Source organism: Micromonospora sp. NBC_00821 (assembly GCF_036347035.1).
Lineage (GTDB): Bacteria > Actinomycetota > Actinomycetes > Mycobacteriales > Micromonosporaceae > Micromonospora > Micromonospora hortensis.
This window is the reverse complement of the sequence record NZ_CP108880.1, coordinates 4,458,465-4,481,575: the sequence shown is the minus strand read 5'-3', so window position 1 is coordinate 4,481,575 and position 23,111 is coordinate 4,458,465. Positions and strand designations below refer to the sequence as shown.

At 70.6% G+C, this 23,111-nt stretch carries 22 protein-coding genes; 13 read left to right on the top strand and 9 right to left on the bottom strand.

All coding sequences use genetic code 11. The features are described from left to right. Positions 1 to 21 precede the first annotated feature (21 nt). Genes OHB44_RS20500 through OHB44_RS20490 form a run of 3 tightly spaced genes read left to right on the top strand, consistent with a single transcriptional unit; the run spans position 22 to position 2,899 of the window. A complete protein-coding gene (locus tag OHB44_RS20500) occupies positions 22 to 1,029 on the top strand; it encodes a FecCD family ABC transporter permease (protein WP_330437896.1) in 1,008 nt (335 codons plus the stop codon). A gap of 2 nt (positions 1,030 to 1,031) precedes the next feature. Then, complete coding sequence (locus tag OHB44_RS20495; RefSeq protein ID WP_330437895.1) at positions 1,032 to 2,129, top strand: FecCD family ABC transporter permease; 1,098 nt, start codon at positions 1,032 to 1,034, stop codon at positions 2,127 to 2,129. Beyond that, positions 2,126 to 2,899, top strand: coding sequence for an ABC transporter ATP-binding protein (locus OHB44_RS20490; protein WP_266302089.1), 774 nt, complete (start codon positions 2,126 to 2,128; stop codon positions 2,897 to 2,899). Before OHB44_RS20495 ends, OHB44_RS20490 begins: the two co-directional genes overlap by 4 nt. Before the next feature lie 63 nt (positions 2,900 to 2,962). Here OHB44_RS20490 and OHB44_RS20485 read toward each other — a convergent pair whose 3' ends face one another. Together OHB44_RS20485 and OHB44_RS20480 are read right to left on the bottom strand one after the other, a co-directional pair. Next, a complete protein-coding gene (locus OHB44_RS20485; RefSeq protein ID WP_112678265.1) occupies positions 2,963 to 3,253 on the bottom strand; it encodes a DUF1540 domain-containing protein in 291 nt (96 codons plus the stop codon). A 136-nt stretch (positions 3,254 to 3,389) separates the two neighbouring features. Then, on the bottom strand, positions 3,390 to 4,049 hold the full coding sequence (locus OHB44_RS20480; RefSeq protein WP_330441260.1) for a DUF2470 domain-containing protein: 660 nt from the start codon (positions 4,047 to 4,049) through the stop codon (positions 3,390 to 3,392). Positions 4,050 to 4,162: 113 nt separating this feature from the next. Between OHB44_RS20480 and rpsD the strand changes: the two genes are divergently transcribed. Together rpsD and OHB44_RS20470 are read left to right on the top strand one after the other, a co-directional pair. Further along, positions 4,163 to 4,771 (top strand): 30S ribosomal protein S4, encoded by a 609-nt coding sequence (gene rpsD / locus OHB44_RS20475; protein ID WP_330437894.1) that lies wholly within the window; start codon positions 4,163 to 4,165, stop codon positions 4,769 to 4,771. A 255-nt stretch (positions 4,772 to 5,026) separates the two neighbouring features. Beyond that, positions 5,027 to 8,968 carry a ThuA domain-containing protein gene (locus OHB44_RS20470; protein ID WP_330437893.1) on the top strand — a complete coding sequence of 1,314 codons (3,942 nt, stop codon included), beginning with the start codon at positions 5,027 to 5,029 and terminating at the stop codon, positions 8,966 to 8,968. Between the two features lie 315 nt (positions 8,969 to 9,283). Here OHB44_RS20470 and OHB44_RS20465 read toward each other — a convergent pair whose 3' ends face one another. Together OHB44_RS20465 and OHB44_RS20460 are read right to left on the bottom strand one after the other, a co-directional pair. Next, positions 9,284 to 10,072, bottom strand: coding sequence for an SDR family oxidoreductase (locus OHB44_RS20465; RefSeq protein ID WP_330437892.1), 789 nt, complete (start codon positions 10,070 to 10,072; stop codon positions 9,284 to 9,286). Between the two features lie 37 nt (positions 10,073 to 10,109). Then, complete coding sequence (locus tag OHB44_RS20460) at positions 10,110 to 10,472, bottom strand: nuclear transport factor 2 family protein (RefSeq protein ID WP_330437891.1); 363 nt, start codon at positions 10,470 to 10,472, stop codon at positions 10,110 to 10,112. 78 nt (positions 10,473 to 10,550) lie between these two features. On the opposite strand from OHB44_RS20460, the gene OHB44_RS20455 reads away from it, so the two are divergent. Beyond that, on the top strand, positions 10,551 to 11,387 hold the full coding sequence (locus OHB44_RS20455; RefSeq protein ID WP_238683914.1) for a MerR family transcriptional regulator: 837 nt from the start codon (positions 10,551 to 10,553) through the stop codon (positions 11,385 to 11,387). A gap of 28 nt (positions 11,388 to 11,415) precedes the next feature. Here OHB44_RS20455 and OHB44_RS20450 read toward each other — a convergent pair whose 3' ends face one another. Further along, positions 11,416 to 11,934, bottom strand: a complete 519-nt coding sequence (locus tag OHB44_RS20450; protein WP_330437890.1) for a septum formation initiator — start codon at positions 11,932 to 11,934, stop codon at positions 11,416 to 11,418. 102 nt (positions 11,935 to 12,036) lie between these two features. Here OHB44_RS20450 and OHB44_RS20445 point away from each other — a divergent pair, with 102 nt between their 5' ends. From OHB44_RS20445 to OHB44_RS20430, 4 genes are all read left to right on the top strand, one after another. After that, positions 12,037 to 12,732, top strand: coding sequence for a response regulator transcription factor (locus OHB44_RS20445; RefSeq protein ID WP_330437889.1), 696 nt, complete (start codon positions 12,037 to 12,039; stop codon positions 12,730 to 12,732). Next, the gene (locus OHB44_RS20440; protein ID WP_238683912.1) at positions 12,729 to 14,024 is read left to right on the top strand and encodes a sensor histidine kinase; all 1,296 of its coding nucleotides are present in this window, start codon (positions 12,729 to 12,731) and stop codon (positions 14,022 to 14,024) included. Before OHB44_RS20445 ends, OHB44_RS20440 begins: the two co-directional genes overlap by 4 nt. Before the next feature lie 28 nt (positions 14,025 to 14,052). Beyond that, positions 14,053 to 14,607 carry a DUF5872 domain-containing protein gene (locus OHB44_RS20435; RefSeq protein WP_238683911.1) on the top strand — a complete coding sequence of 185 codons (555 nt, stop codon included), beginning with the start codon at positions 14,053 to 14,055 and terminating at the stop codon, positions 14,605 to 14,607. Positions 14,608 to 14,713: 106 nt separating this feature from the next. Next, entirely contained in the window at positions 14,714 to 15,250 is a 537-nt protein-coding gene (locus OHB44_RS20430) for a PepSY domain-containing protein (protein WP_330437888.1), read from the top strand. A gap of 101 nt (positions 15,251 to 15,351) precedes the next feature. Here OHB44_RS20430 and OHB44_RS20425 read toward each other — a convergent pair whose 3' ends face one another. Both OHB44_RS20425 and OHB44_RS20420 read right to left on the bottom strand, forming a co-directional pair. Then, the gene (locus OHB44_RS20425) at positions 15,352 to 17,244 is read right to left on the bottom strand and encodes an ABC transporter ATP-binding protein (protein ID WP_238683909.1); all 1,893 of its coding nucleotides are present in this window, start codon (positions 17,242 to 17,244) and stop codon (positions 15,352 to 15,354) included. A 697-nt stretch (positions 17,245 to 17,941) separates the two neighbouring features. Then, positions 17,942 to 19,192 (bottom strand): HNH endonuclease signature motif containing protein, encoded by a 1,251-nt coding sequence (locus OHB44_RS20420; protein WP_330437887.1) that lies wholly within the window; start codon positions 19,190 to 19,192, stop codon positions 17,942 to 17,944. An 18-nt stretch (positions 19,193 to 19,210) separates the two neighbouring features. Between OHB44_RS20420 and OHB44_RS20415 the strand changes: the two genes are divergently transcribed. Next, entirely contained in the window at positions 19,211 to 19,336 is a 126-nt protein-coding gene (locus OHB44_RS20415) for a hypothetical protein (protein ID WP_330437886.1), read from the top strand. Between the two features lie 318 nt (positions 19,337 to 19,654). On the opposite strand, the gene OHB44_RS20410 is transcribed toward OHB44_RS20415, so the two are convergent. Continuing rightward, positions 19,655 to 20,020 (bottom strand): hypothetical protein, encoded by a 366-nt coding sequence (locus tag OHB44_RS20410; protein ID WP_330437885.1) that lies wholly within the window; start codon positions 20,018 to 20,020, stop codon positions 19,655 to 19,657. Positions 20,021 to 20,301: 281 nt separating this feature from the next. Further along, complete coding sequence (locus tag OHB44_RS20405) at positions 20,302 to 21,513, bottom strand: chitosanase (protein ID WP_330437884.1); 1,212 nt, start codon at positions 21,511 to 21,513, stop codon at positions 20,302 to 20,304. A 271-nt stretch (positions 21,514 to 21,784) separates the two neighbouring features. On the opposite strand from OHB44_RS20405, the gene OHB44_RS20400 reads away from it, so the two are divergent. Beyond that, a complete protein-coding gene (locus OHB44_RS20400; protein WP_238683905.1) occupies positions 21,785 to 22,384 on the top strand; it encodes an RNA polymerase sigma factor in 600 nt (199 codons plus the stop codon). Next, on the top strand, positions 22,381 to 23,094 hold the full coding sequence (locus tag OHB44_RS20395) for a hypothetical protein (RefSeq protein ID WP_330437883.1): 714 nt from the start codon (positions 22,381 to 22,383) through the stop codon (positions 23,092 to 23,094). Before OHB44_RS20400 ends, OHB44_RS20395 begins: the two co-directional genes overlap by 4 nt. Positions 23,095 to 23,111: the final 17 nt, after the last annotated feature.

Below are 23,111 nucleotides of genomic sequence, written 5' to 3'. Positions count from 1 at the left end.
ACGCGCACCTCGACGGGAGGCGTGCGGCGAGCCTCTGCCCTCGGGCCGGGGCTCGCCGTCCTCTGTGCGGTCCTCGCCCTCGTCGGCTTCCTGAGCGTGACAATGGGCTCGCGTTCGATCGGGCTCTCCGAGGTGCTGCACGCCCTGTTCAGCCTCGACAGCGACGGACCGATCAGCAGCACCGTCACGCTGGAGATGCGCGTACCCCGCACTCTGCTCGGCATCCTGGTCGGCGCCGCGCTCGGGGTGGCCGGGGCGATCCTGCAGGGCGTCACCCGCAACCCGCTGGCGGACGCGGGGATCCTGGGCATCAACTCCGGGGCCGCCGCGTTCGTGGTCCTGGCCATCACCGTGCTCGGGGTGCGCGGCGTCGGTGTCTACGTCTGGTTCGCGTTCGCCGGCGCGATCGCGGCGTTGGCCCTGGTGTACGCGGTCGCCTCGCTCGGCCGAGAGGGTGCCACCCCGGTGAAGCTGGCTCTGGCGGGCGCGGCGGTCACCGCCGGCCTGGCGTCGGTGACCAGCGGGGTCGTGATGACGAACGTGGACGCCCTCAACGAGCTGCGGTTCTGGCAGGTGGGGTCGCTCGCCGGTCGGTACACCCCGATCCTGGCCGGGGTCGCGCCGTTCCTGCTGATCGGCCTGGCCGCGTCGTTGGGCTTCGGGCGGGCCATCAACGGCCTCGCGCTCGGCGAGGACGTCGCGCGTGGCCTCGGCCAGAACGTGACCCGTACCCGCGTGGCCGCCTTCGCCGTGGTCGCGATGCTCGCCGGGGCCGCCACCGCGGCCTGCGGACCGATCGTCTTCGTCGGGCTCGTCGTACCGCACCTGGCGCGGTTCATCTGCGGCCCCGACTACCGCTGGATCCTGCCGTACTCGATGCTGCTGGCGCCCATCGTCCTGCTCCTCGCCGATGTGCTCGGCCGGATGGCCGCCGCCCCCGACGAGGTTCAGGTCGGCGTGATCCTCGGGCTGATCGGCGCGCCCGCGTTCATCGCGATCGTGCGCTACGGCCGACTGTCGGAGGTCTGAGCATGGTGACGACAACGACAACGACAACGACAACGACAACGACAACGACCGACCGCCGCTCCGCCCCGTCCGGCACGGCAGCGGCGCTGCGCGCCAACCGGAGGCGTCGAGCCGGCCGGTCCATCGTGGTGACCTGTGCCCTGACCGTGACGGTCACCGCCCTCTTCGTGCTCACCATGATGGTGGGCAGCTTCCGCATCGGCGCCGCCGAGGTGATCGCCTCGGTCCTGCACCTGTCCGACAATCCCAGCGTCGACTTCGTCGTCCGTGGCCTGCGGCTGCCGACCGCGGCCGCAGCCCTGACTGTCGGGCTCGCCCTCGGCGCGTCCGGCACGATCTTCCAACAGTTGCTGCGCAACCCCCTCGCGTCCCCGGACTTCGTGGGGATCACCTCGGGGGCAGGGCTGGCGGCCGTCACCGGGATCGTGCTCCTCCAGGCCGGCGGGCTCGTCGTCAGCGGTCTCGCTCTCGGTGGCGCGGTCGCCGCCGCACTGGCGATGTACCTGCTGGCCTGGCGCGACGGCGTCAGCGGCTACCGCTTCATCCTCATCGGCATCGGGGTGGCGCTCTTCTTCGAGGGCCTGGTCGGCTACGTGCTCAGCCGGGCGCAGCTCTTCGAGGCCCGCCAGGCCATGCACTGGCTGATTGGGTCGGTCGGGCAGGCCAGCACCACGGAGCTGTGGGTGCTCACCGGCGCCCTGATCGTCCTGCTGCCGGTCGCCACGTTGCTGCAACGGCCACTGAGCGCCCTCGCACTCGGTGACGACGCCGCCCGGATGCTGGGTGTCCGGGCCGAGCTCAGCCGGGCCGGGCTGCTCGGCACCGCCGTGGTGCTGGTGGCCCTGGCGGTGTCGGTGGCGGGCCCGATCGCCTTCGTCGCCCTGGTGGCCGGGCCGATCGCCAACCGGCTCCTCGGCCCGGCGGCCCAGGGGGTCCTGCCCGCCGCCCTGGTCGGTGCCGCGCTGCTGCTCACCGCCGACCTCGTCGCCGTGCACGTGCTGCCGACACCGTTGCCCACCGGCGTGGTGACGGGTGCGGTCGGCGCGCCCTACCTGCTGTGGCTGCTGGCCACCACCAACCGACAAGGAGCGGGTGGATGACCCGACTACGCGCCGAGGGTCTCACCCTCGGCTACGACGACCGGACCATCGTCGACCGCCTCGACGTCGCAGTGCTCGACGGCAAGGTCACCGCGATCGTCGGTGCCAACGCCTGCGGCAAGTCCACCCTGCTCCGTGGCCTGGCCCGACTGCTGGCACCGCGCGACGGCGCCGTCTTCCTCGACGACAAACCCCTCGCCGACCTGCGTAACGTCGACGTGGCAAAGGTGCTCGGGCTGCTCCCGCAGACTCCCGTCGCGCCCGACGGCATCACCGTCGCCGACCTGGTGGCCCGTGGCCGCTACCCCCATCAGGGGTGGTTTCGACGGTGGAGCAACGACGACCACGACGCCGTCGCCCGGGCTCTCGACGCCACCGGCACCGCGGACCTGATCGACCGTCCGATCCGGGAGTTGTCAGGTGGCCAACGCCAGCGGGTCTGGGTCGCCATGGCCCTGGCGCAAGACACCGACCTGCTGCTGCTCGACGAACCCACCACCTACCTGGACATCAACCACCAGGTCGAGCTGCTGCGGCTGCTGCGCAAACTGAACGCGGAGTCCGGCAAGACCATCGTCATCGTCATGCACGATCTCAACCTCGCCTGCCGTTACTGCGACCACCTCATCGCGATGTCCGGCGGTGCGATCGTCGCGGAGGGAGCGCCGGTCGACGTGGTCACCGGCGACCTCGTCGAGCAGGTCTTCGGTCTCAGCTGCCTCGTCGTACCCGACCCGATCGCTGGCACGCCGATGGTCGTCCCCGCGTAGCCGGCCTCGAACGCGGATGAGGGACGGCCGTCGCGGCCGTCCCTCGATCGCGTCGCGCCGGGATCAGCGCGGCTCGTACGTCTGACAGTCCGCGATGTCCTGACCCGGACCCACCCGGATGGACGGTGCGTGGCACTCCAGCTCGGCATTGTGCTGGCAGTCGTCCCGCTTGCAGGCGCCGACCTGCGCGATGACGCGGTCCAGCCCGCCCTTCGCCGAGGTGTCGATGAACGTGGCGCAGCTGGCGTTCTGCTGCCCGATGGTGATGGCGAACGCGTGGCAGCCGTCGTGGTTGTAGCCGCAGTCGGTGACAGTGCACTCGTGTACCCGCGGCATCTCCAGCATGTCGGTCATGGCGATCTCGCTTCCGTCGGTGGTGCCGGGTCACCGTGATACCCGGCCTCGACGGGACAACTCCCTATCAGCCGCCTCTTTTCGGGATTTTTTGCATAGGCCAGCCTTGCCTAACCGCCGACGAGGGCGGCGCTCGTCAGCGGGCGTGCCGGGCGCGGCAGCCGCGCGGGTGCCGAAGCAGTTCCTCGATCCGCGCCCCGAGTTCGACCGGATGCCGCAGTGGTGCCCGGAAGTTCAGCCGGACGTCCCGATCACCAGTGCCCAGCTCCAACCGGAGTACGACACCGTGGCGGTCCAGGCGTACCGGCCGGACCTGGCGGACGCCCTGAAGGTGGCGGGCGGGGATCAGGCGGCTCAGCCCTTCGACGGTGTGCGGGTGGTGGTGGTCGAGGTGGCACAACAGATCCGCCTCGACGGCGGCCAGCGGGTCGGGTTGGGCGGTCGCGAACTCGTCCGGGTCGACGCACGCGGTGCGACCGTCGACGGTCAGCTCGGCGGTGGCGAGGTCGAGGACCGTCACCAGCTCCTGATCGCTCCCGGTCGCATCGGCCTCGGTCGCCAACCAACCGGTGAGCGTGGCGCGCCCTCGCACCCGGTCGCGGACCGGGGTGGGCGCCAGGTCGGTCACCTCGACCATCGCGACGGTCTCCCGCTGGTGCGTGAGGTGTTCGGCCAGGTGGCAGCCGACCGGTAGGTCGATCCGCAGCCGCCCGTCGCTCATCACGAGGTGTCGTCCGACGACGTACGCCTCGACGCCCGGGATGTGCAGGGTGAGGGAGTCGGCGGCGACGAGCATCGATCGGATTCGGACACCCGCGTCGTCAGTGGAGTCCGCCGTGGTGGTCGAGGGCTTGCTCAAGGCGATCATCTCCTAATAAGGTTAGGCTTACCTTACTTGAGAGGCGAAGCATGAATCAGTCCCGTCCCAAGGTCAAGCGTTCCCGTGCCCTGGGCCTCGCGCTGACCCCGAAGTGCGTGCGCTACTTCGAACGCCGCCCGTTCCCGCCGGGGCAGCACGGCCGGGCCCGACGCACCACCAGCGACTACAAGGTCCGGCTGTTGGAGAAGCAACGGCTCAAGGCGCAGTACGACCTGCACGAGGGCCAACTCCGGCGCGCGTTCGACCGGGCCGTGCGCCGGCCCGGCAAGACCGGTGAGGAGTTGATCGTCGAGCTGGAGAGTCGGCTGGACGCGCTGGTGCTGCGAGCCGGTTTCGCCCGCACCATCTACCAGGCCCGCCAGGTCGTCACCCATCAGCACGTCACTGTTAACGGCCGTCGCCTGGACCGGCCGTCCGCGCGGCTGCAACCTGGTGATGTCATCGAGGTGGCGCAACGCAGTCGGGGCAAGGCTCCGTTCGTCGTCGCGGCGGCCGGGGCGCACGCCCCGGAACGTCTCGCCCCCTACCTCGAGGTGAGCCTGTCCGGCCTGACCGCTCGGCTGACCCGGCTTCCGCTCCGCTCGGAGGTTCCGGTGGTCTGCGACGAGCAGCTCGTCGTCGAGTACTACTCACGCTGACCGGGGGTTGGGAAGGGTCCCGAGTGCGGGCACCTGCACCGGGGCCCTCCGCGGATGGATCGCGGCCCGAAAACCGTTATTCGATCTCACTTCGCACGGTCGCCCCTGACCTGCGGAGATAACGCTCTCACGGATGGTGGGGAAGTGCTTGACGCGCCCGTGATCCGGACGCAACGATGCATTCACATATCTCGTCCCACCACCGCCAGGCGTGATCGGCGCACGCCGTCCCTCGCACCGCGAAAGGACCCCACTGTGCGCAGATCCCTGAGATCGTGGCTCGGCCTCGCGCTGAGCGCGATCCTCGTGGCGGGCGGCATCGTCGCCTCGCCACCCACGGCCAGCGCCGCACCGTTCACCGTGCTGGTCTTCAGCAAGACCGCCGGGTTCCGGCACGGATCCATCACCCCGGGCATCGCCGCGATCCAGCAGCTCGGTGCGGCCAACGGCTTCACCGTCGAGGCCACCGAGGACGCCGCCCAGTTCACCGACGCCAACCTGGACCGGTTCGCCGCGGTGATCTGGCTCTCCACCACCGGCGACGTGCTCAACGCCGCCCAACAGGCCGCGTTCGAGCGCTACATCACCGGCGGCGGTGGGTACGTGGGCGTGCACTCCGCCTCCGACACCGAGTACGACTGGCAGTGGTACGGGGGACTGGTCGGGGCGTACTTCGCCTCGCACCCGGCCGAGCAGAACGTCACAGTGAAGGTCGCCGACCAGGTGCACCCGTCCACCGCGACGCTGCCGCAGCGGTGGACCCGGTTCGACGAGTTGTACAACTACCGCACCAACCCCCGCGGCAACGCGCACGTACTGGCCACCCTGGACGAGAGCACCTACACCGGGGGGAGCATGGGCGCCGACCACCCGATCTCCTGGTGCCAGAACTACTCCGGCGGCCGAGCCTGGTACACCGGCCTGGGGCACACCGACGCGTCGTACACCGAGGCGAACTTCCGTCAGCACCTGCTCGGCGGCATCCGGACGGCCGCCGGCGCTGTCGACGCCGACTGCGGCCCCACCGTCACCAGCAGCTTCCAGCAGGTGGAGCTGGCCAAGGGCGCGGCCGAGACCGGTGAGCCGATGAGCCTCACCGTCCTGCCGGACCGGGGCGTGCTGCACACCTCCCGCAACGGCGTGATCCGGCACACCGACGCCGCCGGCAACACCAAGATCGCCGCCACCCTGCCGGTCTACACCGGCGACGAGGAGGGTTTGCAGGGCATCAAGGCCGACCCGAACTTCGCCACCAACCGCTGGGTGTACGCGTACTTCGCGCCGCCACTGAGCACTCCCGGCGGTGGTGCGCCCGCCGAGGGCACGCCGGCCCAATTCGCCGTCTGGGAGGGCGTCAACCGGCTGGCCCGGTTCACCGTCAACGCGGACAACACCATCAACCTGGCCAGCGAGACGTTGATCCTCAACGTGCCAACCAGTCGGGGCATGTGCTGCCACGTCGGCGGTGACATGGACTTCGACGCGGCCGGCAACCTCTACCTGTCCACCGGTGACGACACCAACCCGTTCGACTCGGCCGGCTTCACCCCGATCGACGAGCGGGCCGGACGCAACCCGGCCTTCGACGCGCAGCGCACCTCGGCGAACAGCAACGACCTGCGCGGCAAGGTCCTCCGGATCAAGCCGAGCGCGGCCGGCGGCTACACCATCCCGGCCGGCAACATGTTCGCCCCGGGCACCGCGCGGACCCGCCCGGAGGTCTACGCGATGGGTTTCCGCAACCCGTTCCGGATGAGCGTGGACAAGGCCACCGGCATCGTCTACCTCGGTGACTACGGTCCCGACGCGGGCACCGCCGACCCGAACCGGGGGCCGGCGGGCAACGTCGAGTTCGCCCGGATCGACCGGCCCGGCTTCTACGGCTGGCCGTACTGCACCGCCCGCAACGACGCCTACAACGACTACACCTTCCCGTCCGGGCCCTCCGGGGCGAAGTTCAACTGCGCCGGCGGGCCGGTGAACAACTCACCAAACAACACCGGCATCACCCAGCTGCCACCGGCCATCTCGGCCTGGTTGCCGTACGGGGGCTCCGGCTCGCCGCCGGAGTTCACCGGCGGTGGCCTGTCGCCGATGGGCGGGCCGGTCTACCGGTACGACCCGAACAACACCTCGCCAGTGGCGTTCCCCGAGTACTACGACGGGACCTACTTCGCCGGTGAGTTCGGTCGCCGCTGGATCAAGAACATCAAGCTCGACGCGTCCGGCCAACCGCTGAAGATCAACCCGTTCCCGTGGACCGGCACCCAGGTCATGGACATGGAGTTCGGCCCCGACGGCGCGCTCTACGTGCTCGACTACGGCACCGGCTGGTTCAACGGCGACGCCAACTCGGCGCTCTACCGCATCGAGTACGCACGCGAGGGCAGAGCACCCATCGCGAGGGTGTCCGCCACCCCGACCAGTGGCAGCGCGCCACTGACAGTCGCCTTCTCCTCGGCCGGCACCCTCGACCCGGACGGCGACCCGTTCACCTACGCCTGGGACTTCGACAACAACGGCACCACCGACTCGACAGCGGCGAACCCGAGCTTCACGTACACCACGAACGGAACCCGCAGCCCGACGCTGACGGTCCGGGACACCACCGGCAAGACGGCCACCGCGAGTGTGGTCGTCACCGTCGGCAACAGTGCCCCGGTGGTCACCGTGAACACCCCGTTGAACGGGCAGACCTTCACCTTCGGCGACGCGGTGCCGTTCTCCGTCACCGTCACCGACGCCCAGGACGGTGCTATCAACTGCGCCCGGGTAAAGGTGAACTACGTGCTCGGCCACGACTCGCACGGCCACCAGCTCGGCAGCGTGCAGGGCTGCACCGGGGTCATCCAGACCTCGGCGGACGGCGAGCACGACACGGCGGCGAACATCTTCGGCATCATCGACGCCGAGTACACCGACCTGGGCGGTGGTGGCCAACCGGCGCTGACCACGCACACCCAGGCCGTGCTGCAACCTCGGGTCCGCCAGGCCGAGCATTTCGGTGACTCGTCCGGCGTCCAGATCGTCGCCGGGGCAGCCGGGCACGGCGGCGCGGCGGTCGGCTACGTCGACAACAACGACTGGATCTCGTTCCGTCCCTACAACCTGACCGGCGTCCAGTCGTTCAGCGCCAGGGTCGGCGCCCCGGCCGGTGGCGGCGGCACGTTGGAGCTGCGGGTCGACTCGCCGACCGGGCAGTTGGTCGGTTCGGCCACCGTGGTGCCCACCGGCGGCTACGCCAATTTCGCCACTGTCACCGGTGGGGTCACCGCCCCGACCGGCACCCGGACCCTGTTCCTGGTCTTCAAGGGCAGCGGCCCGTACTTCGACATCGACGAGTTCACCCTCTCCACCAGCCCCGGCGGTCCCGGACCTGACCCGGACCCGGACCCGGATCCCGAGCCGGGTGCCAACCTGGCCCGGGGCAAGCCGGCGCGCGCGTCCAGCTTCGAGGGCGCGTTCACAGCGGCCAACGCTTTCGACGGCGTGGCGGGTACCCGATGGGGCAGCGCCTTCGGTGACCCACAGTGGATCGACGTGGACCTCGGTGCCACGTCCGCCATCAACCGGGTCAAGCTGACCTGGGAGGCGGCGTACGGCAGCGGATACCAGATCCAGACCTCACCGGACGGCGTCACCTTCACCACCATCCGTACGGTGACCGGTGGTGACGGCGGCGTGGACGACCTGACCGGGCTCAGCGGGTCCGGCCGGTACGTCCGGCTTCTCGGCACGGCCCGGGGGACCGCCTGGGGCTACTCGCTGTTCGAGTTCGAGGTGTACGGCGGCACCGGAACCCCGACAGGCGGCAACCTGCTGCTGAACAAGCCCACGTCAACGTCCAGCAACGAGGGGGCCGACGTGTCCGGCGCCCAGGCGGTCGACGGCAGCCTCACCACCCGCTGGTCGAGCACGTTCTCCGACCCGCAGTGGATTCGGGTGGACCTCGGCAGCGCCACGGCGATCGGCCGGGTCAAGCTGAGCTGGGAGGCGGCGTACAGCAGCGCGTACCAGATCCAGACCTCGAATGACGGCACCACCTGGACCACAGTGAAGACGGTGACCGGGGCCGACGGCGGCGTGGACGAGCACACCGCCCTCGGCGCCAACGGTCGCTACCTGCGGATCAACGGCACGGCCCGGGGCACCGGATACGGTCACTCGCTCTGGGAGTTGGAGGCGTACGCGAGCTGAACCACCACCCGAGTCCGCCCCCACTGTCGATTCGGCGGTGGGGGCGGACTCGTCGTGCAGATCACCAGTCGGTCAGACCTACCCGAGCCGTTCGATTGGCTGGCCGGGGGAGCGGTGTGGTTGGTGGAAGACGTGGAAGCGTGGATCATCGAGCACCGGCCCCTCCAGGCGCGAGGCGCTGACCCGGACGCACCCGGTGTCACGGTGCTGCGGCGCCGTTGCGCGAGGGCCGCGCCATCCGAGGTCGGTGCCAGACCGGTCAGGTTAAGCCTGCTCACAGGACTCGCACGTGCCTGCTCGAAACCGTTTGCGGGCTCAGACGGTAGGGACTGTTCCGCCATCGATCACGTACTCGGCGCCGACGATGGCCGAGGCGCGGTCCGAGACCAGGAACCCGACCAGGTCGGCGATCTCCTCGGTGTTGGCAAACCGTCCCAGGGGTACGCCTCCGAGGGAGTCGTGAATGCTCTGCTTGGCTTGTTCGCGGCTGATCCCGTTGCCCTCGGCGATTCGGTCCACGAACCTCTCGTAGGCCTCCGTCTCGATGCCGCCGGGGCTGATCGCGTTGACGCGGACGCCGCGCGGGGCGAGCTCGTTGGCGAGCCCCTTGCTGTAGGTACGCAACGCGGCTTTCGCTGCCGCGTAGGCCAGGGACGCGTCGTACTGAGGAAGTTCACGCTGGATCGAGGTGAAGTGCAGCACGACCGCCGAGCCGGACTCGATCATCGCCGGTAGGAGGGCTCGGTCGAGCCGCACCGCTCCGAGGAGGTTCAAGTTCAGCTCGATCATCCACTGCTCGTCGGTGATGACCGCGAACCCACCGGACGGCGTCGAGGCACCTCCGACGACGTGTACCAGGATGTCCAGTGCGCCGCCGGTCTCGGCGATCCGGTCGGCCACCGCCTTCGCGCCCTCGACCGTCGAGGTGTCGGCCTCGATGAACCGGTCGGGGTGCTCGTACCCCTCGGGCATCGTCCGGGCCGTCACGTAGACGTCGGCACCCATCTCCCGCAGTCTCTCGACGACGGCCTTGCCTGAGCCCTTCGATCCGCCCGTGACCAACGCACGGCGTCCATCGAGACGATCGCGATCTGAAGTAGGCATTCGCTCTCCCCTGAAGATTGACGTGGTGCGGGTCTTGTCAGGATCCGTGGTTGGCGATGACGAGTTCAGTGACGAGGTCCTTACGAATCGTGAACCGGTAGTCGAGTTCGGCGACGCCGCCTGGGAAGGTTCCCTCGAGCCGCAGGGTCACCACCCAGTGACTGTTGTCGATGCGGGCAGCGCCGATCTGCTTGGTCGTGTACTCGAACTCGGAGCCGGCGTCCCGCAGGAACGCGTAAATCTGCTCTCGGCCGCGGAAGGACTCGCCCTGATCGACGGCGACCGCGTCCTCGGCGAAGAACGACGAAGCCGTGTCGGCGTCGCGAACGACGTGAGCGGCGAGGAACCCGCGGACGGTGGTTGGCAGTGGATCGGACCGGAGGTCGTTGTGGTGTGTCATGAGCCCACCGTGTGGCCTCGCGGTGCAGGAAGGTCAAGCGCTGGACTCTCCCCCTGGGGGAGCCTTCATACTGCGAGGGTGCTGACGATCGGGGAGTTCTCGCGCCTGACCCACCTGAGCGTGCGGACCCTGCGTCGGTACCACGAGAGCGACCTGCTGGAACCCGCAGTAGTGGACGAGACCTCCGGCTACCGCTACTACACCATCGAGCAGATCCCGACCGCCCAGGTGATCAACCGGCTCCGCGAACTCGACGTCCCCCTGGGCGACGTGCAGCGGATCCTGCGGTCCCCGGACCCCGGTGTCCGCGCGACCCTGATCGCCGACCACCTCCAACGCCTGGAGGCCGAACTCGACCGCACCCGAGCCGCTGTCGCGTCGCTGCGCCGCCTGCTCCGGCCCGACCCCGCGCCGATCAAGGTTGAGCTTCGTGCCGAGCCCGCCCGCACGGTCGCGGCGGTGGCGGCCGTGGTCGACGAGGGCGAGGTCGAGGCCTGGTTCGCGGGCGCAATGGCCGAGTTGGAGGTGGCAGTTGGCGACGCGGTGACCGGTCCACCGGGTGGCACCTACGACAACTCCCTGTTCGAGCAGGGCCGCGGTCACGTGTTGGTCTACCTGCCGACGGCCGCTCCACCTCATACCGGGCGGGTGCACGCCGCGACCCTACCCGCCGCGGAACTGGCAGTGGCCACCCATGTTGGCGAGCACGATGGCATCGAGGTCACCTACGGCGAGCTCGGTACCTGGGTCGTGAAGAACGCCATGTCGGTGGCGGGGCCCGTGCGGGAGGTCTACCTCGTCGGACCTCGGGACGCAAGCGATCCAGCCGCGTGGCGCACCGAGATCGGGTGGCCGGTGTTCCGAGTGACCGGAGTGGGTGGGCGGACCGACGGTCGAGAACGTCACGGTGGTTAGGCGAACACCACTCATGTGTACGTCCCGGCTAGTCGTCGGCGACGGCCACCGGCTCCGAGCCGATGCAGCGCACCTTCAACTCGTACTCCCGGGTCGGCCCCTGGAACGTGACCTCGACGTCGTCGTCCGGGCCCCGGTCCACGTCGCGGACCCGGTAACCCTGCGCGGGCGCCCAGGAGACGAGGCGTACGCCGCCGACGCCGCACTCGGCGACTGCCGTGCCGCCGTCGGTGGCGAACCCCCGGCGGGCCCCGGAGCTGGCGCTCGGTGCGGGGCCCGTCGTGCCCGGTGTAGCCGAGGCGGTGCCTGTCGTGCCCGGCGTAGCCGAGGCGGTGCCTGTGGTGCCCGGCACGGCCGAGGCGGTGCTCGTGGTGGGCGCCGGCTCCGGTGCGGCGAGCGCCCGCTCGATCTCGGCCTCGCTGCGCACCCCGCCCGGGGTGCCGGTGAGGCTCTCGCCCACCAATCGGATCGCGCCCAGGCCGATGAGGGTGGCGATGGCGGCGGTGGCCACCCAACCGGTGGCGACGAGGATCGAACGACGGCCCATCCCCTGACTATCCCCGATCCGTCCTTGTCGTTTGCACATCCGTTCGCTAAGGCGTGGTTAACGTGCGCGGCGCTGCCAGTCGCAGCGGTTAGCCTGCCAGCTGTGGCCCGCCTGTTGCTCATCGAGGACGACCTGACGATCCGTTCCCCGCTGATCCGGGCCCTGCGCGAACGCGGCCACGCGGTGGCGGCGGCCTCGACCGCGATGGCCGGGCTCCGTGACGCGCTGGAGGACCGGCCCGACCTCGTCGTGCTCGACCTGGGCCTGCCCGACCTGGACGGCCGCGAGCTGCTGCGGATGCTGCGCGCGGTCAGCTCGGTGCCGGTCATCGTGGCCACGGCGCGTGACGACGAGACCGAGATCGTCCGGGTGCTCGACGCGGGCGCCGACGACTACGTGGTCAAACCGTTCACCGCGGCGCAGCTCGACGCCCGCGTCCGGGCGGTGCTGCGGCGGGGTCCCTCCGGCGCCGACGGGCAGGTCCCGGCGCTCGTCGTCGGCGGGCTGCGCGTCGACCCCCGGGCGCGGCAGGTGACCCTGGACGGGGTCGCGGTCGAGTTGACGCCCCGTGAGTTCGATCTGCTGCACCACCTCGCCGGCCGACCGGGCCAGGTGGTCACCAAACGTGAGCTGCTCACGGAGGTGTGGCAGATCCCGTACGGCGGTGCCGACAAGACCGTCGACGTGCACCTGTCCTGGTTGCGTCGCAAGTTGGGGGAGAACGCCCAACAGCCTCGCTACCTGCACACCGTGCGTGGTGTCGGGGTGCGTCTCGAAGCCCCGGCGGCGCAGCCGTGAGGGCACGTCTCGCGCTGCTGGTCGCCGCGGTCAGCGTCCTCACCCTCATCGCGTTCCTGGTGCCGTTGGCGCTGCTGGTCCGCACCGTCGCCGAGGACCGGGCCACCGTTCGGGCCACCGCCGACGCGCAGAGCCTGGTGCCGGTGGTCGGCACCGCCGACGCGGCGACCATCCGGCTCACCGTCGAGCAACTCGCCGCCGACTCCGGTCGACCGGTGAGCGTCTTCCTGCCCGACGGCACGGTGCTCGGCGCCCAGACACCACGTACGCCCGCTGTGGCCCTCGCCGCCCGCGGACAGAGCCTCACCGGCGAGTCGGCGGCCGGCCGGGAGGTGGTCATCGCCGTGCAGGGTCGGGCGGACGGCACCGGGGTGATCCGGATAGCGGTGCCGCAGCACGAGTTGACCGCCGGAGTCACCCGGGCCTGGCTGGTGCTGGCGCTGCTCGGCGTGATCCTCGTGCTGATCGGGCTCCTGGTTGCCGACCGGCTGGCGCGCACCCTGGTCCGGCCGATCAGCGACCTCTCGGCAGTCTCACACCGGTTGGCCAACGCCGAGCTGGACGCCCGGGTCACGCCGGCCGGCCCGCGCGAGCTGCGCGAGGTGGCCGGCGCGCTCAACCATCTCGCCACCCGCATCCAGGTGCTCCTGGTGCAGGAGCGCGAACAGGTCGCCGATCTGTCCCACCAGCTGCGTACGCCGCTGACCGCGTTGCGGCTGGAGGCGGAGTCGCTGCGTGACCCGGACGACGCCGCCCGGATCACCGCCGCCGCCGACGGGCTCGAACGGGCGGTCACGGGGCTGATCCGGCAGGCCCGGTGGCGGCACGCGCCGGCGCAGCCGGCCTCCTCGGACGCGGCGGCGATCGTCGCCGACCGGGTCGCGTTCTGGTCGGTGCTGGCCGAGGACACCGGCCGGGCCGTCACCCTCGACCTGACGCCCGGCCCTCTGCCCGTCGGTGTGGCCGCCGACAACCTGACGGCGGCCGTGGACGCTCTGCTCGGCAACGTCTTCGCGCACACCCCCGACGGGACGCCGTTCGCCGTCCGGCTGGCCCGTGCGGCGGGCGAGGCGGGCGAGGTGGTCCTCACTGTCGCCGACGAGGGCCCGGGCATGCCCGCCGGGGCGATCCGGCGGGGTGCCAGCGCGGCCGGGTCCACCGGCCTCGGCCTGGACATCGCCCGGCGCGCCGCGCAGGCCGCCGGGGGCCGGCTGGAGTTGCGGGCCGGCCCGCGAGGCGGCGCGCAGGTGCTGCTCCGGCTCGGGCCTCCGACGTCGCCGCGGGACGCATAGCCGCTGCGGTGCCGGGTAGCTGCCAGTCATGGCGCGGTATACGAAACCCGAGCTCAGAGAGCAGATCAAGGAAGAAATCAAGGCTTCCGACAAGGGCGGCCGGCCGGGGCAGTGGTCGGCGCGCAAGTCACAGCTGGTCACTCAGGAGTACAAGAAGCGCGGCGGCGGATTCCTGGGCGAAAAGGACGAGCGGCAGAAGTCTCTCCAGCGCTGGGGCAACGAGAAGTGGCAGACGAAGGAGGGCGACACCCGTGCGCGCAAGGGCGCCACGACGAGTCGCTACCTGCCCCAGAAGGCCTGGGAGGAGATGTCGGAGAACCAGAAACGCGCGACCGACACGAAGAAGCGCGAAGCGTCCCGATCCGGCAAGCAGTACGTCGCCAACACCGGGCCGGCCAAACGGGCGCGTCGGGACGCCACCACGGCCGGACGGATGACGGAGATGTCGGTCGCGGAGGCGGCCAAGCTGGTCCGTGGCCTCGACACGCGACAGCTCAAGACCGCGCTGCGCAACGAGCGCGCCAGCAAGGACCGCAAGACGCTCGTCCAGCGGCTGGAAGCGGAACTCAACCGGCGCGGCTGACCCGGCCCCCGACCGCCTTAACCCGCCCTTAGCGTCCGGACAGCGCGGTGCTATCCCGATCTGGCCGATCCTCGAAGTCGACAACCGAGGAAAGGTGGACACCACGATGAAGCGCACCAATCTGCTTCTGGCGTCGGTCGGCGGTTCGGCGGTGCTGGCGGTGGCCGGGGTCGCGCTCGGCGTCAACGCCGCGAACGACTCGCGGACCGGCGGCACGGCACTCGCCGCGGCAACCGTCGCGCCGACGGCCACCGACGCGCCGGCAGCCACCGGTACGCCGTCGGCCGGCACCCCATCGGGTACGCCGTCGACCGGCACCCCGTCCGGTACGCCGTCGACCGGCAGCGCGCCCGCGGGCAGCGCGGTCGACGAGAAGCGCGCCGGTGAGATCGCGCTCGCCAAGGCCGGCGGCGGTCAGATCGTCGAGGTCGAGGCCGAGCAGGAGAACGGCCGACCGGTGTGGAGCGTCGAGATCGTGGCCGGCGACACCGAGCACGAGGTGGACGTCGACCGGGACAACGGCTCGGTGGTCAAGGCCGAGCAGGAGCCGGTCGACGACGACGACAACGACGACGCTGACGACAACGACGCCGACGACGTTGACGACAAGGACGACGACGACGACGACGACGACAACGACTGACCACGGTCGCCGCTCATCCCGGGTGCTTCGGTGGGGTGAGCGGCGGCTCGCTGTGACGCGGTGGTCGGGCTGCCCACGTGGGCAGCCCGACCACGCGTGCGTCAGATGGCGACGCGTTGCTCCTGCACCGTCGGCTGGTCCTCGGCGAACTGGGTGCGGTACAACTCGTGGTAGCGGCCACCGGCCGCGAGCAGATCACTGTGCCGCCCGCGTTCGACGATGCGTCCCGCCTCCACGACGAGGATCTGGTCGGCCGCCCGGATGGTGGAGAGCCGGTGCGCGATGACCACGCTCGTCCGGCCGGTCAGCGCCTCGGCGAGGGCGTCCTGAACCGCCGCCTCCGAGGTGGAGTCGAGATGCGCTGTGGCTTCGTCGAGGATGACCACGCGCGGACGAGCCAGCAGCAGACGTGCGATGGTGAGCCGTTGCCGTTCCCCGCCGGAGAGGCGGTATCCGCGCTCGCCGACGACGGTGTCCAGCCCGTCGGGAAGTGAGCGGATCAGGTCGTCGAGTCGGGCCCGCCGGAGCACATCCCACATCTCATCCTCGGTCGCGTCCGGCTGGGCGAACGCCAGGTTGGCGCGGATGCTCTCGTGGAAGAGGTGCCCGTCCTGGGTCACCACGCCCAACGCCGTCCGGATCGACTCGGCCGACAGCTCACGTACGTCGACGTCGGCCAGCTTCACCGCGCCGTCCTCGACGTCGTAGAGGCGAGGCACGAGCTGCGCGATAGTCGACTTGCCCGCCCCGGAGGAGCCGACGAGCGCCACCATCTGCCCCGCTTCGGCGCGGAACGACACCCCGTGCAGCACTTCCTCACCGCCGCGCGTATCGAGCTTCGCCACGTCCTCCAGGGACGCGAGCGACACCTTGTCCGCTGAGGGGTAGCCGAACCGGACCCCGTCGAACTCGACCGCGACCGGTCCCTCCGGAAGTGGCCGGGCGTCGGACCTGTCGAGGATCAGCGGCTTGAGGTCGAGGACCTCGAACACCCGCTCGAAGCTGACCAGCGCGCTCATCACCTCGACCCGAGCACTGGCCAGTGAGGTCAGCGGTGCGTACAGCCGCGACAGGAGCAGCGCGAGGGCGACCACCGTCCCGGCGTCGAGGCTGCCCCGTAGGGCGAAGAGACCACCCAGCCCGTAGACCAGGGCCAGTGCCAGCGAGCCGACGACGGTGAGCGCGGTGATGAAGACCCACTGGAGCATCGCGGCTCGGACGCCGATGTCCCGGACTCGACGGGCCCGCGCCGCGAACTCGGCGGACTCCTCGGCCGGCCGCCCGTACAGCTTGACCAGCGTGGCACCGGGTGCGGAGAAACGTTCCGTCATCCGGGTGCTCATTGCCGCGTTGTGCTCGGCCGCTTCACGCTGCAACTGAGCGAGCCTCGAACCCATCCGACGGGCCGGGAGAACGAAAATGGGCAACAGGACAAGCGCCAGCAGCGTGATCTGCCACGAGAAGGTCAGCATCACGGCCAACGTCAGCATCAGCGTGACGGCGTTGCCGACCACGCTCGACAGGGTGTCGCTGAAGGCCCGCTGCGCGCCGATCACGTCGTTGTTCAGGCGGCTGACGAGTGCACCCGTTCGGGTCCGCGTGAAGAACGCCACCGGCATGCGCTGAACGTGGTCGAAGACAGCCGTGCGCAGTTGGACGATCAACCCCTCACCGATGCTGGCGGAGAGAAATCGCGTCACCAGACCCAGCCCGGCCTCGGCGAGGGCGATCACGGCGATCAGTACGGCCAACCGGATCACCACGCTGCTGTCGGCGCCGTCGACGATCGCGTCGACCACCCGACCGGCGAGCACGGGCGCCGCCACCGTGAGGACCGCCGTCACCACACTTAACAACAGGAACCTGACGATCAAGGCGCGGTGTGGCCGTGCGAACTGCGCGATCCGCTTCAAGGTTGCGCGGGACAGCGGCCGCTCATCCTGCGCGTTCATCGCGTGGTGCAGGGACATCCACGCGGTAACTTCCATGCTCATGCGTAACCTCCGATATTGGAGGCTAGGACCTCACCCGAGCTTGAGGTCAAGTCGCCACGCGAGTCTGTGGCTGCGGGTCGTTCACGTTGGCCGTAGTCAGGGACCGCAGCGGTGCCGTCGACATCCGGTACCGCGCTCGACGATACGACCTCGCGGCCGTGAAGCACTGGCTCGTGGAGGTTGTTCCACGAGCCGCCGTGGGTCGCTGCGGGCCGCTGCGGGCCGCTGCGGGCCGTCGTGGGCCGCCGCAGGCGGCGTAGGCGTTCTGTATGCGTTGCGGATTGTGGTTGGCCGTCGCAGGCGGTCGGAGTTGTTGCGAGTCGTCGGGCGCCTGTTGGCCGGCGGCGGCGTCATCTGGCTTGCAGGCCCGACGCGGCTTTGCGGCCGGGCGCGGGCGGTCGTAAGCCGTTGCGATTCGTCGGGCGCCTGCTGGCCCGTGCGGGGGCGTCATCTGGCTCGTAGGCCGACGCGGCTTTGCGGCCCAGCTCAGGCGGGTGTGAGCTGCTGCGGATCAGTGGCGAGCCGTTGCGAGCAGCTCTCTTCTCGACCCAGCCGGCATGCGCCCGAGGCGCGCCGCTCAACGCTTCGGCCTTCACGGCGGGGGGCCTGGCCAACCAGCCTCCTAGGATGCCTTAGGCGGTGTGGGGTGGCCGACGGTGTGGGCCCGACACGGGTGATCGTCCTCGACTGGCTGCTCTTACGTTCGTCGGTGGTAGTGGTTGCGGCGGGGGAGTTGTTCGGGGTCGAGCCAGGCGGGTGGCACGAATTCGGGGTGGCCGTCGTGGCCGAGTTGGATGATCCAGTCGCTGTGGTGCAGGTGGCGGTGGTGGTGGCCGCAGAGCAGGACGGCGTTGTCGAGGTTGGTGGTGCCTCCGTCGGCCCAGTGGTGAATGTGGTGGGCGTGGCACCAGCGGGGTGGTCGGTCGCAGCCGGGGAACGCACAGCCGCGGTCGCGCAGCACGAGGGCGCGTCGCAGCGGCCCGGTGATGAGTCGGCGTTGTCGCCCGACGTCGAGGACTTGGCCGGTGCCGCCGAGGACGGTGGGCAGGATGGTGGCGTCGCAGGCGAGCCGGCGCACCGTGTCCGGGGTGAGCTGTAGGCCGATGTCGAGTGCGCCGGCACCGAGTTGCCGGGTCAGCGTGTCGTAGGTGGTGGTGACGACGATCTGGGCGGGGTCGCCGCCGCTGTCGGGTAGCTCGCCGCTTCGGAGGGCGAGTCGGCACACGTCGGCGAGGGCGTCGTGGCGGCGTTGACCGGGCGAGCGGGTGTCATCTGGTCCGGATGGGGCTGTCAGTGGGTCGATGGTGGCGCGGAACAGGCCGGCGGTTTCGGCGTCGAGGGTGCCGGTGAGCCGCAGTCGGCCGTCGGTCTGCTCGGACAACGTGAGGTGCCGGTCGCGGGCGGCGCGGCGTGCTTCGGCGTCGAGGGCGGCTTGGGCGGCGGCGTCGGCGATGTCGGGGGCGACGTGGTCGAGGATGCGGGTGCCGAGTTTGCGCAGGTGGGTGGCGTCGAACTGGCTGGCCCAGCCGACGAGCACACCGACGGCTTTGTCGGCGGTCTCGGCGTCGGTCGACGTGTTCACGGTGGTGGCGGTGTCGGTGATGACCCGGGCCTGGTCGACGCTGATGTGCCCGTCGGCTAGCGCTTGTCGGATCCCGGGGTTGCCGGTGTCGAGGGCGGTGGCGAGGTCGATCAGGCGGCGAGCGGCGGGGATGGTGAGTCGCAGTCGTTCGCGCAGCCAGACCGCAGTGGAGGAGGCCCCCTGCGCGCGGGGCGTGCCGCGGCCGTCGAGCTCGCGGACGAGGGTGAGTTTGACGGCGGCGAGGCGTTGCTCCAAGCGGTGCGCGGCATCGAGTGCGGCGATCAGCTCGGGCTCCGGCAGGGCCCAGGCGGGGGCGTCCACGCAGGCCGCGACCGCGTCGTCTGCCAGCGCCAACTCCTCGACCATGACCCGAGACTAGAACAGGTGTACGACAATTTCACTCACCATGATCGATTTGATCGGCTGGTTCCCGAAGGGCTCATCGATGCCGAACTCAGCCAGATGGTGGCCGTGGTGGGCGTGCTGCTCGGCGGTGCCGGGAGCTGGTAACGACAGCGTCTGGCATCAGCGAGGGCTGCGTGTCGCGGCTGCCGGTCCCTGGCGTGACCGAAGACTGCGTGTCGGCGGCGCTGGCGGTGCGCGACATCAGGGAGGGCTGCGTGTCGGCGAGGCTGCCGGTCGCCCGGTATGAGCGAGGGCCGGGCGCGTCGCTGGGGATACGGCGAGGGCCGGGCGCGTCGCTAGGGATTAGCCGGACGGGCGTTGAAGGGCCTTGGCCCAAGTCATGACGTGATCGACGGAGTCGCGCGTGAGGCCGATCGTCGGGTCGGCGGTGATCAACAGGGTTGGGCTGCTGCGTGCTGCCGCCTAGGTGTGGGCTTGCGGCGTGTGGAGGTCGTCGATCCAAGCTGCGGGCCGTTGCTGGGCGTAGGCGGCGATGGCCGGAATCTTGTCGCTGGGGTGGAACGGCGCGGGTGGCATGGTGATCACGGGCAGAGGAGCGATGCGCAGGAGTGGGGCGAGGAGTTGGTTGGCCTCGTCGTTCCAGCTCGTGGCCCAGGCGATGTCCAGGACGGCGCTTGCCTCGGTGATCCAGGCGCCGTGGGTGAGGTTGACACGGACGGGCTCTTCGCCGGGGAACAGGTGGTGCTCGGTGTAACCGGCGGGTGGTTGAGGGGTCCCGTAGGGGGTGAGGACACCATCGACGTCGAGCAGGAGCAGGGGCCGGTTCACTCGGAGGATCCTGCCGTAAATGGTCCACCGATGCTGACCGCGAGATACGTCAGCGGCCAAGGCCCGCCCGCCAGGACCGGCCGGGCAGACGCCAGGCGGCCGGGCAGACAGCAGGCGGCCGGTCAGGAAACGGGCAGGCGCCAGGTGGCTGGGCACGTGCGGGCAGCCACCAAGCGGCCAGGCAGGGACAGGAGTAGGCACCAGGCGGCGGGGCGTAGGGATGGGGGCCGGGTGGCGGGACCGCCGGCGATCGCCGGCGACCCCGCCACCACTCCAGCCGCTCAGCCGATCCGGAACTGGTCGCCGTACACGGCGAACACCAGCGGCGTGTTCAGGTTGAAGTTGCCGTTGTTGAGGAACACCCGCTGGGCGGTGTCGACGCGGGAGGTGTCCGAGTGGGCCACTTCCTTCTTCATCTCGACGACCCGCTCGTCGAGGAACGCGTTGAGCCAGGTCCGCTCGTCGCCGCCCTGGGCTGGCGGCTTGGCCCGGTTCAGGGCGCGGTTGCGGATCTGGCGCATGCCCTCGTACCCGTGCATGACCGCCGCGTCGTAGTAGGCGAACTGACCGAGCGCCCGGACCTGGTCGTTCTTCCCGTCGCGTACCGATGGGTTGAAGTAGACCCGGTCGCGTTCGGCCTCCTGGGCGGCCTGGAACACCGAGTCGGTGGCCGCGGTCCGCCAGTCGCGGGAGAAGTTGGGGTCGAGGCCGGCGTGTGACGGGGTGCCGTTGACGGCGCGCAGCGCCGGCAGGTAGCCGGCGAGTACGTTGCCCGGCTTGGTGCGGGTGTACGCCTCGACCAGTTCGAGCATGTCTCCGGTGCCGGAGCAGAAGCCGATGATGCCGGCGGTGTAGCCGCGCCCGTCGCCGATGTCCTCGATGTAGGAGAACTGTGCGCGCCAGTCGAGTGAGGAGTTCTCCGCGGCCGAGACGAGTTGCATGGCGACGTTCTTCTTCGCCGGGTCGTCGAGGTTGGTCCCGGTCGGGGTGGTGGGTGTGGGCGTGGGGGTGCTGCCGCCGCCCGGCAGGGTCCACCGCTGGTTCGTGGTGCCGCCGCAGGTCCAGATCTGCAGCCGGGCGCCGTTCGCGGTGCTCCGGTCGGTGACGTCGAGGCACTTGCCGGAGCCGGAGTTGACGAGCGCGCCGTTGCTGGCGGTCCACTTCTGCGCGGCGGTGTTGTTGCAGTCGTACAACTGCACCTTGGCGCCGTTGGCTGTCGACGCGGCGGTCACGTCGAGGCACTTGCCGAGTGCCTGGATCGAGGTGTCGGTGTTGCCGACGGTCCACGTCTGGGCCGCGCTGCCGTTGCAGTCGTAGAGCTGGACGGCCGTGCCGTTGGCCGAGCTGGCGCCGGCCACGTCGATGCACTTACCGCCGAGGCCGGTGATCGGGCCGGCGGTCGCGGCGCTCGCCGACGGCAGGCCGTAGCCGACGGCGGCGACGCCGACCAGCAGTGTGCCCACGACGTAGGCGGCTGTTCTCTTGTGAACCATGGGTGTTCCTCGGGGAAGGGGCGGCGTGCCGCCGGCCGGTCGGTTCGCGGTGCCCTACGGCGCCGAACCGCCGCGCCGGGCCAAGCATCAGGAAACTGTATTAACAGATACCAGTACGTCGATTCCTCGTCAATCGACGACCGCGAGGCGTGACGGCGTCTGTTCATCCCGTCGTTGGCGGGACGTACCCGCCGGTGGCTATCGTCGGGCCGTAACTGATCAAGGGGCCGGTCCGTCGGAACCAGCACCGTCCGACGGACAGAGAATGGTCATGGAGTCGAGTCTGCGCGCTCGGGTGCGAGCCGGTGACCCCGGCGCGTTCGCCGAGCTGTTCGACACGTACGCGCGCTCGGTGTACAACCACGCGTTCCGGCTGACCGCCGACTGGGCCACGGCGGAGGACGTCATGGCCGCCACGTATCTGCAGGCCTGGCGTTCCCGGGAGCGGGTCAGCGAGGAGGGCGGGTCGCTGCGGCCCTGGCTGCTCGGCGTCGCCACCAACGAGGCTCGTAACCACACCCGCAGCAACCGTCGCTACCGTAGGGTCGCCGCAGCGCTGCTCGCCTCCGACTTCACACTGCCCGACCACGCCGACGAGGTCGCCGGCCGACTCGACGACAGCCGACGCATCGCCGCCGCCATCGACGCGTTGGCCCGGCTGCGTCGACCCGAGCGCGAGGTGCTGACCCTGTGCCTGTGGGAGGGCCTGGACTACGAGTCCGCGGCGCAGGCGCTGGGCGTTCCGGTCGGCACTGTGCGCTCCCGGCTGTCGCGGGCCCGCGCCCGACTCCGTACCCTCGTCGACGCCCCGCCGCGCGCCGCACGGCCGCCGGTCGTGGACGCCTCGCTCGTGCGGGAGGGCAGCCAGTGAGCGCGTCGGACCCGGCCGAGTGGGCGAAGATCGTGCCCCACCCCGGTGACCACGACCTGCCGGCGGGCCGGCACGAGCTGCACCGCGCCCGCCTGCTGGCGGCGATCTCGCAGCAGCCGCGTACCCGAAGAAGGGCCTTCGTGTCGTTGCGGCCCGCGCTCGCGGCGGCCGCGTTGGTCCTGGTTGTCGCGGGGATCGGCGGAGGGCTCGCGGCCCGGTCCGGCGACGCGCCCCCGGCCGCGCCCCCGTCACCCGAGGCGACCCGTCCGGCCGCTCGGCCGGCGCCGCCGGGCACGGCCGCGAAGAACCGTGGGTACGGCACGCTGCGCCAACTCACCGACACGGCCGACCTGGTGGTCCGCGGCGAGGTGGCGTCGGTGACGGACGGGCGGGCGGTCTACCGGGTGGCGGAGGTGCTGTACCGCGCCCCGGGTACTTCGGTGCCCACCGAGATCATGGTGGCCGCGGAGTTGGCCGGGGCGGCCGGCCGACCGACAGTCCTCTACCTGGGCCTCGTTGACCCGGGTGCGCGCGTCTACCATCCGCTCGGCGGCGAGTTCGGGATCTTCGACCTCGCGGCGGAGACGGCCACCAGCCGGTCACCGGCGATGTCGGTGACCGGTCTGCGGACCGAGGACGCCACCGCGGCGGGTCGTGCGTTCGTCACCACGTTGGCCGAGCTTCGTCAGCTCGCGCGCGAGCGGCGCTGACCCGCGGAAAGCTGAGC

Excerpts from the sequence above, each read along its gene's own strand:
- rpsD (WP_330437894.1), top strand. The coding sequence starts at position 4,163 with ATGAATCAGTCCCGTCCCAAGGTCAAGCGTTCCCGTGCCCTGGGCCTC.
- OHB44_RS20400 (WP_238683905.1), top strand. The coding sequence starts at position 21,785 with ATGGAGTCGAGTCTGCGCGCTCGGGTGCGAGCCGGTGACCCCGGCGCG.
- OHB44_RS20495 (WP_330437895.1), top strand. The coding sequence starts at position 1,032 with ATGGTGACGACAACGACAACGACAACGACAACGACAACGACAACGACC.
- OHB44_RS20430 (WP_330437888.1), top strand. The coding sequence starts at position 14,714 with ATGAAGCGCACCAATCTGCTTCTGGCGTCGGTCGGCGGTTCGGCGGTG.
- OHB44_RS20485 (WP_112678265.1), bottom strand. The coding sequence starts at position 3,253 with ATGACCGACATGCTGGAGATGCCGCGGGTACACGAGTGCACTGTCACC.
- OHB44_RS20450 (WP_330437890.1), bottom strand. The coding sequence starts at position 11,934 with ATGGGCCGTCGTTCGATCCTCGTCGCCACCGGTTGGGTGGCCACCGCC.
- OHB44_RS20460 (WP_330437891.1), bottom strand. The coding sequence starts at position 10,472 with ATGACACACCACAACGACCTCCGGTCCGATCCACTGCCAACCACCGTC.
- OHB44_RS20420 (WP_330437887.1), bottom strand. The coding sequence starts at position 19,192 with ATGGTCGAGGAGTTGGCGCTGGCAGACGACGCGGTCGCGGCCTGCGTG.
- OHB44_RS20490 (WP_266302089.1), top strand. The coding sequence starts at position 2,126 with ATGACCCGACTACGCGCCGAGGGTCTCACCCTCGGCTACGACGACCGG.
- OHB44_RS20425 (WP_238683909.1), bottom strand. The coding sequence starts at position 17,244 with ATGAGCATGGAAGTTACCGCGTGGATGTCCCTGCACCACGCGATGAAC.
- OHB44_RS20480 (WP_330441260.1), bottom strand. The coding sequence starts at position 4,049 with ATGCTCGTCGCCGCCGACTCCCTCACCCTGCACATCCCGGGCGTCGAG.
- OHB44_RS20465 (WP_330437892.1), bottom strand. The coding sequence starts at position 10,072 with ATGCCTACTTCAGATCGCGATCGTCTCGATGGACGCCGTGCGTTGGTC.
- OHB44_RS20405 (WP_330437884.1), bottom strand. The coding sequence starts at position 21,513 with ATGGTTCACAAGAGAACAGCCGCCTACGTCGTGGGCACACTGCTGGTC.
- OHB44_RS20435 (WP_238683911.1), top strand. The coding sequence starts at position 14,053 with ATGGCGCGGTATACGAAACCCGAGCTCAGAGAGCAGATCAAGGAAGAA.